Source organism: Gordonia amicalis, from assembly GCF_022059885.1.
Classification (GTDB): domain Bacteria; phylum Actinomycetota; class Actinomycetes; order Mycobacteriales; family Mycobacteriaceae; genus Gordonia; species Gordonia amicalis.
The window spans coordinates 2,860,436-2,874,300 of record NZ_CP091855.1 but is presented as its reverse complement, the minus strand read 5'-3'; the positions used below and the strand labels follow the sequence as shown (position 1 = coordinate 2,874,300).

General features: G+C 67.9%; 12 protein-coding genes. 6 read left to right on the top strand and 6 right to left on the bottom strand.

Annotation, left to right across the window (positions count from 1 at the left end; genetic code table 11):
• Positions 1-24: 24 nt before the first annotated feature.
• From IHQ52_RS13185 to infC, 4 genes are all read right to left on the bottom strand, one after another.
• Positions 25-834: a TrmH family RNA methyltransferase gene (locus IHQ52_RS13185; protein WP_006437357.1), complete on the bottom strand. Its 810-nt coding sequence runs from the start codon at positions 832-834 to the stop codon at positions 25-27.
• Positions 835-881: 47 nt separating this feature from the next.
• Positions 882-1,262, bottom strand: coding sequence for a 50S ribosomal protein L20 (gene rplT, locus IHQ52_RS13180; protein WP_005178731.1), 381 nt, complete (start codon positions 1,260-1,262; stop codon positions 882-884).
• Between the two features lie 43 nt (positions 1,263-1,305).
• Positions 1,306-1,500: a 50S ribosomal protein L35 gene (gene rpmI / locus IHQ52_RS13175; RefSeq protein ID WP_006360758.1), complete on the bottom strand. Its 195-nt coding sequence runs from the start codon at positions 1,498-1,500 to the stop codon at positions 1,306-1,308.
• A gap of 120 nt (positions 1,501-1,620) precedes the next feature.
• A complete protein-coding gene (infC, locus tag IHQ52_RS13170; protein WP_085950459.1) occupies positions 1,621-2,223 on the bottom strand; it encodes a translation initiation factor IF-3 in 603 nt (200 codons plus the stop codon).
• Between the two features lie 314 nt (positions 2,224-2,537).
• On the opposite strand from infC, the gene IHQ52_RS13165 reads away from it, so the two are divergent.
• A complete protein-coding gene (locus tag IHQ52_RS13165; protein WP_006437355.1) occupies positions 2,538-2,963 on the top strand; it encodes a DUF1844 domain-containing protein in 426 nt (141 codons plus the stop codon).
• Between the two features lie 154 nt (positions 2,964-3,117).
• Positions 3,118-3,405, top strand: coding sequence for a hypothetical protein (locus IHQ52_RS13160; RefSeq protein WP_006437354.1), 288 nt, complete (start codon positions 3,118-3,120; stop codon positions 3,403-3,405).
• A gap of 99 nt (positions 3,406-3,504) precedes the next feature.
• Here the strand turns inward: IHQ52_RS13160 and uvrA are convergent, their stop codons facing one another.
• Entirely contained in the window at positions 3,505-6,387 is a 2,883-nt protein-coding gene (gene uvrA / locus IHQ52_RS13155) for an excinuclease ABC subunit UvrA (RefSeq protein ID WP_191834933.1), read from the bottom strand.
• A 267-nt stretch (positions 6,388-6,654) separates the two neighbouring features.
• Between uvrA and IHQ52_RS13150 the strand changes: the two genes are divergently transcribed.
• The 4 genes from IHQ52_RS13150 (at position 6,655) to IHQ52_RS13135 (ending at position 11,902) form a co-directional block, all read left to right on the top strand.
• Positions 6,655-7,347, top strand: coding sequence for an MBL fold metallo-hydrolase (locus IHQ52_RS13150; protein ID WP_006437352.1), 693 nt, complete (start codon positions 6,655-6,657; stop codon positions 7,345-7,347).
• Positions 7,348-7,660: 313 nt separating this feature from the next.
• Entirely contained in the window at positions 7,661-8,779 is a 1,119-nt protein-coding gene (locus IHQ52_RS13145; RefSeq protein ID WP_006437351.1) for a DoxX family protein, read from the top strand.
• Positions 8,780-8,870: 91 nt separating this feature from the next.
• Positions 8,871-9,524 carry a hypothetical protein gene (locus IHQ52_RS13140; protein ID WP_238063572.1) on the top strand — a complete coding sequence of 218 codons (654 nt, stop codon included), beginning with the start codon at positions 8,871-8,873 and terminating at the stop codon, positions 9,522-9,524.
• Positions 9,521-11,902, top strand: coding sequence for a HelD family protein (locus IHQ52_RS13135; protein WP_238063570.1), 2,382 nt, complete (start codon positions 9,521-9,523; stop codon positions 11,900-11,902). Before IHQ52_RS13140 ends, IHQ52_RS13135 begins: the two co-directional genes overlap by 4 nt.
• Here IHQ52_RS13135 and IHQ52_RS13130 read toward each other — a convergent pair.
• The gene (locus IHQ52_RS13130; RefSeq protein ID WP_238063568.1) at positions 11,874-13,826 is read right to left on the bottom strand and encodes a thioesterase domain-containing protein; all 1,953 of its coding nucleotides are present in this window, start codon (positions 13,824-13,826) and stop codon (positions 11,874-11,876) included. The genes IHQ52_RS13135 and IHQ52_RS13130 overlap by 29 nt on opposite strands.
• Positions 13,827-13,865 lie beyond the last annotated feature (39 nt).

Sequence of the window (13,865 nt, the reverse complement as noted above, 5' to 3'; positions counted from 1 at the left end):
CCTACCGGCCGCCTGGGACAGCTGTCAGCCGCGACCCACCGCACTGTGGATGCGCGCACTCTCGTACAGGCAGATCGCCGCCGCGGCGGCCACATTCAGGCTCTCGGCGCGACCGCGGATCGGAATCGACACCCGGTGGTCGGCAGCGGCCTGGATGTCGGCGGGCAAGCCATGGGCCTCGTTGCCGAACAGCCAGCCGACCCGGCCGGACAGCACCTCGGCGGCGTGATCGAGGTTCACCTCGCCGTCGGCGGCGGTGGCGAGCAGCGTGACACCGGCCCCTGCGATGGCGTCGAGTCCCTCGGTCAGGGCACGGTGACGAACCACCGGCACGGTGAACACCGACCCTGCGCTCGCACGGACACATTTGCCGTTGTGGGGGTCGACGGCGTCACCGAGCAGCACGACCGCGTCGGCGCCCATCGCGTCGGCACATCGGATCAGGGTGCCGGCGTTGCCGGGCTCTCGCGATTCGACGGCGATCGCGAGCATCCTCGGCTCGTCGGCGAGGACGCTCTCGAGCGGCACGTCGAGGAGCGGACAGACCGCGAAGATCCCGGGCGGGGTCGATGTCTCCGCGAGCTTCGACGCCGCCCGCTCGGAGATCACGAGGACCGGGACGCCGGCGGCCGCCGCGGCGTCGGTGAGCTCACGGTGCCGAAGACGCTCCTCGTCGGCGACCAGCACGACCTCGGCTCGGTCGACAGCGAGGGCCGAGCCGACCGAGTTGGCCCCCTCGGCGAGGAAACGCCCCTGGTCGCGCCGCTCGGCGGCGCGATGGAGCTTGGCATACGACACGACCCGCGAGGATCGCTCGGACAGGATCTCCGTCATCGGATCATCCGTCGTGCGACTCGCGGGTCGTGTGTGGTGTGGCGCAATCAGGCAGCCGGGGCGTTGACGTCAGCCGGCAGGGCCTTGCGAGCGACCTCGACCAGGCCGGTGAAGGCCTCGGGATCGGTCACCGCGATGTCGGCGAGCACCTTGCGGTCAACCTCGACACCAGCGGCCTTGAGGCCCTGAATGAAGCGGTTGTAGGTGATGTCGTTGGCGCGGGCCGCAGCGTTGATACGCGCGATCCACAGCTTCCGGAACTCACCCTTGCGGGCGCGACGGTCCCGGTAGGCGTAGGTCATCGAGTGGAGCTGCTGCTCCTTGGCCTTGCGGTAGAGGCGCGACCGCTGTCCGCGGTAGCCCTTCGAGGCCTCGAGGGTGGACCGACGCTTCTTCTGGGCGTTCACTGCCCTTTTCACGCGTGCCATGTGTTAGATCCTTTTGCTTGTCAGATGTCCGGGTTCGCGCGCGTCAGATGTTCAGCAGGCGCTTGATGCGGGGGGCGTCGTTCTCGCTGACGACGGTGGTGCCGTCGAGACGACGGGTCCGCTTGGAGGGCTTGTGCTCCAGCAGGTGGCGGCGGTTGGCCTTCTGGCGGACGATCTTGCCGCTGCCGGTCACCTTGAACCGCTTCGCGGTGCCCTTGTGGGTCTTGCTCTTTGGCATGTCTTTCCTTCTGTCGGGCGAACTCGGGCAGCCGAACCTGATCAGGTCCGGCTGGAATCCGGGTTCACTTCTCGTGATCTCGGCCGGGACGGGGCATGCACCCGCGTCCGGCCGATCGGCTCAGCTCTCGTCCGGCGCGTTCTTCGGGCCGCCGGAACGTTCGCGGCTCTCTTGCGCCTTCTGGCGGGTCTTCGCGCCCTTGTGCGGGGCGAGAACCATCGTCATGTTGCGACCGTCCTGCTTGGCCGAGGTCTCGACGAAGCCGTAATCGGCGACATCGTTACCCAGGCGCTGCAACAGGCGGTAGCCGAGCTCAGGACGGGACTGCTCGCGGCCGCGGAACATGATGGTCACCTTCACCTTTGACCCCGCCTCGAGGAACCGGACGACGTGACCCTTCTTGGTCTCGTAGTCGTGGTCGTCGATCTTGGGGCGGAGCTTCTGCTCCTTGATGACGGTCATCTGCTGATTGCGACGCGATTCGCGCTGCTTCTGGGCCGCTTCGTACTTGAACTTGCCGTAGTCCATGATCTTGCAGACCGGCGGACGGGCGTCCGGAGCCACCTCGACCAGGTCGAGGTCGGCCTCGTAGGCCAAGCGAAGCGCATCTTCAACACGCACGATGCCCACCTGCTCCGAGTTGGGTCCGACGAGTCGGACCTCAGGGACGCGGATGCGCTCGTTGATGCGGGTCTCAGTGCTGATGGGGCCTCCTTGTTCAATCCTGCAGTGGTAACCGTCGCGTCGTGGCGAGGGTCGTGTGCAGGAGAACCAGCGCAAACCTCAGCAAACGAGCCCCGGGACTGTTGTCCGCGGGGCTCCGATACCGACCGATTCTTCGCGCTGCACCTCAGGGGCACAGCATTGCCGATCTGCGGTCGCATCGACGAGGATGCGATCTGCGACGATCGGCGTGAACCGGACCGTGCAACTGCGGTGATCTCGCGAGGCGAGCAGTGCGTCGAACGGTGGGAGCGGAACTCCACTTACGACCCCGGCGCATACCAGGGCGGTCGTGCTATGGGAGTCTAACAGCCATGGCCGAGAACCCCAATTCGTCACCAGCACCGATACCCCAGGAGGGTGCGACGGGCAGTGGCGCCGACACGGATGATGCGGCACACACCGAATTCGACAACATCCGTGACCTGGGAGATATTCCGGCGATCGAGGTCATCACCCGTTCCATCGTGATGCTCATGAGTGCCGCCGCCGAGAAGCTCGGCCTGGCCGAGGGCACCCCCGAGGACCGGATCGACCTGCCCGAGGCACGCACGCTCATCACCGCACTGGCCGGCCTCGTCGACGCGTCGAAGGCCGACCTCGGCATCCACGCCGCACCGATCCGGGACGGCCTGAAAGGCCTCCAGCTCGCCTTCCGGGAGGCGAGCGCCTACCCCGACGAGCCCGGCGAGGGCCCCGGCGAGAAGTACACCGGCCCGGTTCGGGTTCCGAAGAAGTAGCCCCCGCCGGCTGAGCCGGTACCGAGCGCAGACGACACCGAGCCCCGCCGGCTGAGCCGGTACCGAGCGCAGACGACACCGAGCCCCGCCTGCTGAGCCGGTACCGAGCGCAGCGAGGCACCGCGTCGAAGCCCACACGCCGTACCCTGGTCACATGACGGATCAGGACAAGCCGGCCGAGACGGACGACATCGTCGACGCCGAGGTCGTGCACACGGGCCCGGTGCCGGGGACTCTCCCCGACCCCGACTACACCGACAGCGGTGTCCCGACCTTCGACTTCGTCCGCGACAAGATCGAGAACCGCATCACCACCGCGATCGGTTCCCAGGAACTCGCCGAGGCGAGTGCCGAGGGGCAGAGCGTCGACGAGATGATGCGCAAGCGCGACGAGGCCGCCAAGAAGCGCCTCGAGGAGATCCGTAAGTCGATGGGCAAGTGAGCCCCGCTCCCCCAGACAGAGCACAATCGCCACTTCCGTTCCAGAAGCGCTGACTGTAAGTAGGGCTGCTGCAACGGAAGTGGCGATTTTTCTGGGGTGTCAGCCCGCCGACGCGACCGTCTCGTCGACCTTGAGTATCTCGGCGAGGAACTTGCCGGTGTGGCTTCCCGGGGCGACCGCGATGTCCTCGGGGGTGCCCTCGGCGACGAGCATGCCACCCCCGCTGCCACCCTCGGGACCCATGTCGATGACCCAGTCCGCGGTCTTGATGACATCGAGGTTGTGCTCGATGGTGATCACCGTGTTGCCCTTGTCGACCAGCCCGTTGATCACCGCGAGGAGCTTCTTGATGTCCTCGAAGTGCAGGCCGGTGGTCGGCTCGTCGAGGATGTAGACCGTGCGGCCCATCGACCGCTTCTGCAGCTCGGCGGCCAGCTTCACGCGCTGCGCCTCACCACCCGACAGCATCGGCGCAGGCTGTCCGAGACGGACATATCCGAGACCGACGTCGTTGAGGGTCTTGAGGTAGCGGTGGATCGAGGTGACCGGCTCGAAGAAGTCGGCGGCCTCCTCGATCGGCATGTCGAGGACCTCGGCGATGGTCTTGCCCTTGTAGTGGACCTCGAGGGTCTCCCGGTTGTAGCGAGCGCCGTGACACACCTCGCACGGCACGTACACGTCCGGCAGGAAGTTCATCTCGATCTTGATCGTGCCCTCGCCGGTACAGGCCTCACAGCGACCGCCCTTGACGTTGAACGAGAACCGGCCCGGCTGGTAGCCGCGCACCTTGGCCTCGGTGGTCGCCGCGAAGAGCGTGCGGATCTTGTCGAAGACGCCGGTGTAGGTCGCCGGGTTGGAGCGCGGGGTGCGACCGATCGGCGACTGGTCGACCTGCACGAGCTTGTCGAGGTTGTCGAGTCCCTTGATCCGCGTGTGGCGCCCGGGGACTTGTCGTGCGCCGTTGAGCTTGTTGGCGAGCACGGTCGCGAGGATGTCGTTGACGAGGGTCGACTTACCCGAGCCGGACACCCCGGTCACCGCCGTCATCACCCCGAGCGGGAACGACACCTCGATCCCGCGCAGGTTGTGCTCACGGGCGCCGACGACGGTCAGCTGACGCTTGCGGTCGATCGGCCGGCGGATCTCCGGGATCGGCAACGAATCCCGGCCCGACAGATATGCACCGGTCAGCGATTTGCGGTTCTTCAGCAGATCCTTGTAGCTGCCGCTGTGCACGACGTGTCCGCCGTGTTCACCGGCGCGCGGGCCGATGTCGACGATCCAGTCGGCCGCGCGGATGGTGTCCTCGTCGTGTTCGACGACGATCAGCGTGTTGCCGAGGTCGCGGAGGCGGGTGAGGGTCTCGATCAGCCGGCGGTTGTCACGCTGGTGGAGACCGATCGACGGCTCGTCGAGGACGTACAGGACGCCGGCGAGACCGGACCCGATCTGCGTCGCGAGACGGATGCGCTGTGCCTCGCCGCCGGACAGCGACCCGGCCGCACGCGACAGCGACAGATATTCCAGGCCGACGTCGAGCAGGAAGCGGATGCGGGCCTGTACTTCCTTGAGAACGCGGCTGGCGATCGCGGCCTGACGCTCGTCGAGATGGAGGTTGTCGAGGAAGTCGGCGCATTCGGCGACCGACAGCGCACAGACCTCGGCGATCGACTTCGGGCCGTACTCGGGGTGGTTCAGGGTGACGGCGAGGATCTCGGGACGCAGACGCGCACCCTGGCAGGCGGGGCACGGCACGTCGCGCATGTACCCCTCGTAGCGTTCCTTCATCTGCTCGGACTCGGTCTGGTCCATCCGCCGGGCGAGGAACGACATGACACCTTCGAACTCGGTGTAATACGAGCGGGTGCGTCCGTAGCGGTTGCGGAACTTCACGTGCACCTGGTGGTCGCTGCCGTTGAGCAGCGCGCGACGCGCCTTCACCGGCAGCTTCTTCCACGGTGTGTCGACGTCGAAGCCCATCTGGTCGGCGAGACCCGACATCAGGCGCAGGAAGTAGTCGGCGTTGTGGCCCGTCGACCACGGTGCGACCGCACCCTCGGACAGGGTCAACTCGGGGTCGGGCACGACGAGCTCCTCGTCGACCTCCTTGCGGATGCCGAGGCCGTCACACTCCGGGCACGCACCGTAAGGCGAGTTGAACGAGAACGACCGCGGCTCGAGGTCGTCGATGGCGATCGGGTGGGCGTTGGGGCACGCCATCTTCTCGGAGAACCGGCGCTCGCGATTCGGGTCGTCTTCCTCGAGATCGACGAAGTCGAGCACGATGATGCCGTCCGCGAGACGCAGACCGGTCTCCACCGAATCGGTGAGACGCTGCTTGGCGCTTGCCTTCACGACGAGGCGGTCGACGACGACCTCGATGTCGTGCTTCTCCTGCTTCTTCAGTTTCGGCGGATCGGTGAGCTGGTGCACGACGCCGTCGATACGGGCGCGGGAGAAGCCCTGCGTCTGGAGTTCGGCGAAGAGGTCGACGAACTCGCCCTTACGGGTGCGGACCACCGGTGCGAGGACCTGGAAGCGGGTGCCTTCGTCCATGGCGAGCACCTGGTCGACGATCTGCTGGGGGGTCTGCTTGGCGATCGCCTCGCCACAGATCGGACAGTGCGCCTTACCCGCGCGGGCATAGAGCAGCCGGAGGTAGTCGTAGACCTCGGTGATGGTGCCGACCGTCGAACGGGGGTTGCGGTTGGTCGACTTCTGATCGATCGAGACCGCAGGCGACAGTCCCTCGATGAAGTCGACGTCGGGCTTGTCCATCTGGCCGAGGAACTGCCGGGCGTAGGCCGAGAGGGACTCGACGTAACGACGCTGACCTTCGGCGAAGATCGTGTCGAAGGCGAGGGACGACTTACCCGATCCCGACAGCCCGGTGAACACGATGAGGCTGTCCCTGGGCAGGTCGACATCGATGCCCCGAAGATTGTGTTCGCGGGCACCTCGGACGATCAGACGATCAACCACTGCAGTCCTAACGTTTCTTCTCGAGTCAGAGTCTTCTCAAACTCACCGGGGCGCACGGGTGGCGCATGGGCACCGTAACGACAGGCACCGACAAAACTGTTCCGGAAGCGTCGGCCCGGATGGGATTCGTGGTCCGAGAGCCGGACGATCGGTCTCGCCATCCGCGCCATACACCATCGGACCGATAGTCCACGATACCCGCGCGCAGGGATGGTCCGACCGTCGCGAGCGTCACACATCGGCCGCGCGGTGTCATAGCCTTGCCGCATGACCTCAGCGACACCGATCAGCGATTCCTACACCGGCGATCTCTCCGGGTCGAAGACCCCGCAGCGCCGCACCCTCGGCTCGGCCACCATCGTCAAACTGTCCGTCGGTCCGATGGACAACAACGTCTACGTGGTGACCTCGAAGGCCACCGGCGACCAGCTGATCATCGACGCCGCGAACGACGCGGACACGATCATCGCCACACTCGACGCCATCGGCGGGAAGCCGGCCCTGATCTTCACGACCCATCAGCACCACGATCACGTGCAGGCACTGGCCGCAGTGGCCCAGCACACCGGAGTGCCCACCGCCGCCGGCCGGTTCGACGCCCCCGAACTCCCGGTCACCCCGGATCGTCTCGTCGACGACGGGGACGTGATCGAGATCGGCGACCTCCGCTTCGAGGCGATCCACCTCGTCGGCCACACCCCGGGCTCGATCGCGCTCGCCCTGACCGACACGGGGTCGGACGGCGACACGGTCCATCTGTTCACCGGCGACTGCCTGTTCCCCGGCGGCATCGGCAAGACCTGGAAGCCCGAGGACTTCGACACCCTCATCGAGGACGTCTCCACCAAGCTGTTCGACCGCTTCGGCGACTCGACCGTCGTCTACCCGGGACACGGGAAGGACACCACCCTGGGCGCCGAACGCGCCTCGGTGCCGGAGTGGCGCGAGCGCCGCTGGTAGGCCGGTCCCGGTCTCACCCGCAAACCCACCATTTTTCGATATTTCCACCCCCGGCCAGGGAGGTGGCTTCATCGAAAAAGGGTGGGTTTGGCGTCAAGTCGGGACGGCCGGGTTTGAGCCCCGCCCCCTCCGGATACCTGGTTCTCGAAGCGCTCTGCCAAACGTGCCCCCGGGATCCCGAAATTCCCGAACGGATCACGAAGAGTCGATTCACCTGCATGGATCCGGAGGGCGGGTAGCGTTGATCAGGCCAGAAACGCGCTGTACCCCGACGGATCTCGAACCGCACTCGATCGAAGAAGGTTGTGACCGAATGATTCTCCGCCGTATCGCCCGCCCGCTCCTCGCGTCTGCGTTCGTCGCCAGTGGCGTCGACGCCATCCGGAGCCCGAAACCGATCGCGCAGTCCGCGGCGCCTCTCGTCGACAAGGCACGCACCGCCCTGCCGCCGGAGGTCGCGGACAAGGTCCCGGAGAACACCGAGACCCTCGTCCAGATCAATGCGGCGGCGCAGATCGGCGGTGGCATCCTGCTGGCGACCGGCAAGTTCCCGCGTCTCGCCTCGGTTGTCCTGGCCGGCACGCTGATCCCGACGACGGCCGCCGGTACGGACTTCTGGAACGAGGCCGACCCGGTCCGCAAGGAAGCCCAGCGCGACGCATTCATCAAGAACGTCGGCCTGCTCGGCGGCGTGCTGCTGGCCGCGGTGGACACCGAGGGCAAGCCGTCGCTCGCGTGGCGCGGCCGGCAGAAGGCCGGTGCCGTCGCCGCGGCGCTCCCGATCGGCGCGACCGCCGGACATTCGACCTGGGATTCGCTCGTCGAGCGCACACACGAGGGTGCCGAGGTCGTCGGAGAACGGTCGGCCGAGGCCGGCGAGCTGCTGAGCAAGGGTGCCCACGTGCTGTCCGAGCGGTCCGCGGAATGGTCCGCCGAGGCGGCGGCCAAGTTCCGCGAGCACGCCCCCGAACTCGCTGAAGCTGCTCAGAAGCGTTCGCTCGAGATCGCGGACAGGGCCGCCGACACCGCGGCCGTCGTCGCCGATCGCATTCGCGATCGAGCACCCGTACTGGCCGACGCCGCGCTGGTGCGCTCGTCGACCTTGGCCGACGCAGCACTCGATCGTTCGTCCGAATTGGCCGAGACCGCCCGCAAGCGGGGCCCGAAGCTGGCGAAGAAAGCGCAGAAGCGCGCGGAGAAAGCCCAGAAGCAGGCCAAGAAGAACGCGCCGAAGATCGCCGAACTCGCCCGGGACCGCTCGGCCGAACTCGCCGAACTCGCCCGGGACCGCTCGGCCGAGTTCGCCGATCTCGCCCGCGCCCGTTCGGCCGAACTCGCCGAGTCCGCACGGCAACTCGCGGCCGCCGCCGAGGAAACCGCCTCGCACACCGCGGACGAAGGTCGCAAGCGCTGGCGCAAGGCGCGCGGCTGACCGTCCTGCCCGGTAGCCGGATGCGAGTACGACGCTGACCACCACCGATCACCACGCGGACGCGGCACACCCTCCAGAGAACTATCCCTGGGTGTCCGCGTCCGTTGTGGTCGATCACGTCCCGTCGCTCCCGCCTCCGGGTACGCGTCTGGTGGTCGCGGTCGGTTCGAACGCGGCGCCGAGCGTCCTCCGCCGCAAACTCGGGCACCTCGACCCTGCCGCCCTCCTCCACCTCCGGCGTGTGCGGGTCGCCAACATCACAGTCGGTCACTCCGCCCACGTCGCAGTCCGCGGATACATCCCTGCGGCACCTGTTCGCACAGCTCACGGCACATGGGAAACGGTGGCGGCCTGGCTGTCACCGCTCCAGACCGAGGCGCTCGACCTGACCGAACCCAACTACGATCGACGGACAGTGAACACGCACGACCATCCCCTCATTCTCGGTGACCCTCGGCTGCCCCACGACGGTCCCGCCACTCCGGACGAGTTCGACATCTACGTGTCGCGTCACGGAGTCCTCGCCGACCCCGCGACGGGAACGCCGCTGCCGTTCGGCAGCCAGGCACGCGTCGTCGGATGGCTGGACCAGCACCTGCACGATCCCGCCCTTCAGGGTTCGACGCCACAGGTCTGCGCGCGACTGGCGACCCCGGACCACGCGGCACGGATCACCGGGCTGATCAAGGACGCCGGGCTGGCACGGCCGGGGTGGCCCGTCGACGCGCGCGGAGGTGTGGCGTGACCGCCTTGTCCCCAGACACCGACACCGACTCGCGGATCAGCGAGGAACAGGAGCACCTCGATCGGGTGTACGGCCGTCTCGACCGGATGCGGCAGACCACCCAGCGGCGCCTGTCGTCGACCCTGAGCGAGCGCGGCGGAACCCCGCAGGCACGGTCGGAACGTGAGTCCTACGAGCGGATGTACAACGAGGATCTCGCGAAATTCGATGCCGCCGAACACAACCTGTACTTCGGCCGCCTCGACCTCGACGACGGCGAGATCCGGCGGATCGGTCGCATCGGTGTCCTCGACGACGGTCTGGGAGACGACGGGACGCACGACCACACCGCGACCGACGCGACGCTGCTGCTCGACTGGCGGGCCCCACTCGCACGCCCCTTCTACCTGGCCACGCCGGCCGCCCCCGAGGACGTCGCCCGCCGTCGCCACATCCGGACCCGCAGCCGCAGGGTCCGCGGGGTCAGCGACGAATCACTGACCGCCGGCGACGCCCTGCTCGACGACTTCGGCCACGGCGACGTCGTCAACGAATCCGCTCTCGTCGCCGCCCTGAACGCGGCGCGCACCGGCGAGATGACCGACATCGTCGAGACCATCCAGCGCGAGCAGGACCTCATCATCCGGTCGACACACCGCGGTGTGACGGTCATCCAGGGCGGTCCGGGCACCGGCAAGACGGCCGTCGCGCTGCACCGTGCCGCGTACTTGCTGTACACGCACCGCGAGATCCTCTCACGCAGTGGCATTCTCATCATCGGACCGAACGACGACTTCCTCAGCTACATCGGCCAGGTCCTGCCGTCGCTCGGCGAATCCGGCGTCCTGCTATCGACGATCGGCGACCTGTTCCCCGGCGTGCGGGCACGGAGCGAGGACCCGCGGTTCACCGCCGGCGTCAAGGGCGGGCTCCGGATGGTCGACGTCCTCAAACGCGCTGTGCGCGCGAAGCAGTCGTTGCCGTCCCGTCCCGAACCGGTGGACTTCGACGGCTATCGGGTCGAGATCGACTCCGCCCTGATCAAGGCGGCGCGTGCCAAGGCCCGTGCGACCCGGCGTGCACACAACCAGTCCCAGAGGGCCTTCCTGAAGGCCGGCCTCGCCGAACTCGCGGCGCGGCACGCCTCGACCATCGGCTCCAGTCTGCTCGACGGTTCTCAGCTCCTGAGCCCCGCCGACATCTCCGACATCCGCGACGACATGAGCGGCGACCCCGACATCCGCGCGGCGCTGCTGAAATACTGGCCCACCCTGACTCCGCAGGACATGTTGCGCGAGCTGTTCACCGACGAGCGTGCGATCCGCAAGGCCACGCCCGGCTGGTCCGACGCGGACCGGGCGGCCCTGCTGCGTGAACCGCGCACGTACTCGACCACCGGGGACGACTTCTCCCCCGCCGACGTGCCGCTGCTCGACGAGTTGGCCGAACTCATCGGGTACGGCACCGACGACGCCGAACGTGCCGAGCGCGCCCGCTGGCGTCGCCGGCTCGCCGAGGCCCAGGACGCACTCGACATCCTGACCGGTTCGGCCCCACAGGATCTCGAGGACGAGCTCGATCCCGAGATCCTGATGGCCTACGACCTGATCGACGCCGAACAGCTGGCGTCGCGCCAGACCGAGACCCGGCGCGCCACCACCGCCGAACGCGCCTACGGCGACCGCACCTGGACCTTCGGCCATGTGATCGTCGACGAGGCACAGGAGCTCTCGCCGATGGCGTGGCGGATGGTGATGCGCCGCATCCCGAACCGATGGATGACCATCATCGGTGACACCGCACAGACCTCCGACGAGGCGGGAACCCGGTCGTGGGGTGACGTGCTCGAGCCCTACGTCGCCAAGCGCTGGCAGTTCAAGGAACTGTCGGTGAACTACCGGACGCCCAGCGAGATCATGACCTACGCCGCGCGTGTCCTCGACGAGATCGGCAACGGTGAGACCGCGCCGACCTCGTTGCGCAGCAACGGTGTCGAGCCGGTCGCGATCCCGGTGACCGATGCCGGGGATGCGCAGAGCATCGCGACCGGTGTCCTGCGTGCCGTCGACCTGGCCGAACCCCAGGGGCTCACGGCGGTCGTCGTCCCGGACGCCCTTCTCGATGCGGTGAACGCCGCGCTGGACCCGGACGCATTCGACGCGACTGACGTCGAGACCCCGAAGGTCTACACGGTCCGGACCTGTAAGGGTCTCGAGTTCGACACCACGATCGTCGTCGAACCGGCCGCGATCATCGCGCAGTCACCGCGGGGTCTCAGCGATCTGTACGTCGCACTGACCCGCGCGACGCAGCGACTCGTGGTCGTCCACGGCGACCCTCTTCCCAAGGTGCTCTCCGACCTGCCGGCCGTCACCGGCGCCGCGACTCCGCGTCGTTGAGCGCCGCGTCGATCCGCGGACCGAACTCCGCCAGCGCCTGGCTGCCGACGATCCCGAGGTGGTCGGTGTCGATGTCGATGCGGGTGATGTCACCCCTCAGGTAGTGCGCCCAGCGGTTGGGCGCCTCGTCGGTCGAGTCCTCCTCGCCGTCGGTGGCGACGACGAGCATCGCGTCGCCGTCGTAGGGTCGCGGCCGGTGGGCGATGGTGCGTTCCGCAGAACTCGTCATACGCTGCAGCATCCGGTCGAAGGACTCCGCGTCGAGCAGGCCGAGTCCGATGGCCTTGTCCCGGATCGCGGCCGCGATGGTCTCCGGCGCGACGGACCCCGGATGGGCGGGGTCGACGAGCTCGTCCACGTCGATGACCGCTCGCCAGCCGCCGAGCAGCTCGGCGGCCAGCTCACGCGCATCGATGTCCAGCGACATCTCCCCGTCGTCGGTCCAGACGGTCGCCGGCTCGGCATCGTCGGCCGGGAAGCTGTCGAGCAATCCGAGGACGCCGACTTCCGCACCGCGCAAACGCAGTTCGACGGCCATTTCCTGCGCGATGAGACCGCCGATCGACCAACCCACGAGATGGTACGGGCCGTCGGGGGCGATGCGCCGGATCTCGTCGACGTAGCGCACGGCCAGGTCGTGCACGGTGGCGTCGGGGAGGTCGCCGGCCACCACGTACGGGTCCTGGAGTCCGTACACCGGCCGGTCGTCGAGGTGGGGTGCGAGACCGCCGAACAACCACGCCAACCCGTCTGCGGGATGCACACAGAAGACCGGGCTCCGCTTTCCCTCGCGGCGCAGCGGCACGACGACTCCGCCGTTTGCCGCAGCGGTGGGGCCACCGGCGCGTTCCGGGTCGCGGTGTGCGGCCAGCCGCGCACCGAGATCGCGAGGAGTCGGCCCGGCGAACACCCAGGCGACCTCGACCGGAAGGCCGGTGCGGCGGCGGAGTTCCGCGACGAGCCGCACCGCGGACAGTGATGTTCCGCCGACGTCGAAGAATCCCTGGACCGCGGTCGTGACCGGGACGCCGGTGACTCCGGACATGCACTCGGCGACGAGCACCTCCCACTCTCCGACCGGCGCCTCGGGCCGCTCCGGGACATCCGCATCGCGAGCGGCAGTGCCGATCATCGTCGACATCCGCGCATGGTCGGGCCGTCCGTCGTCATCGACCGGGATCTCGTCGACGATCGTCAGTGTCGACGGAACACAATGCGGGGCAATGCTTTCCACGGCAGATCGACGAAGATCGTCCGCCGTGATGTCGGCGTCGACGCTCACCCAACCGTGGATCTCGACACCGGCGGCGCACGGTATCGAGACGACGCCACTCGACCGCACACCGTCGAGATCGGCGAGCATCCTCTCGACCTGGTCGAGATCGACCCGCAACCCACCGATCCGGGCCTGACGGTCGAGGCGGCCGAGAACCTCGATCCGCGGTCCGCCACCGTCTTCCAGCCACCGTGCGAGCAGTCCGGTCGAGGAATCGTCCGACGTCGCGTCGGATCTACGCAGTTCACCGGGGATCCGCGGCGGCAGGAGTCGCCCGGCGGGATCGACGACGACGCCCGGTGCATCCGGAGAGCGGAGTCGACGACGGTCGTCGTCGGTGACCAGATCGATCTCACCCAGAACCGTGGCGGTCGGGACGTCCGCGGTGATCGCATCGACCATGCGATGGAAGACGTCGCGGAACACGGCGACCGTCTCCGGATCGAAGAGCCCTGCGGCGTAGTCGATCTCGCCGGCGATGACCGTCCCGTCGACGGTGTTCGTCTCGGCGAGTCCGAGAGTCAGGTCGACCTTCGCCGGCGGCGGGCCGGGATCGACCGGTTGCACACGCAACCCCTCTACCTCACCCAACTGTGCGAGCGGCGGTTCGGCTGACCCGCCGGTGGTGTCCGCGAGGTAGTTGATCATGACCTTAGCGCTTCGGCCACCTCCGCAGTCGAACGCGGC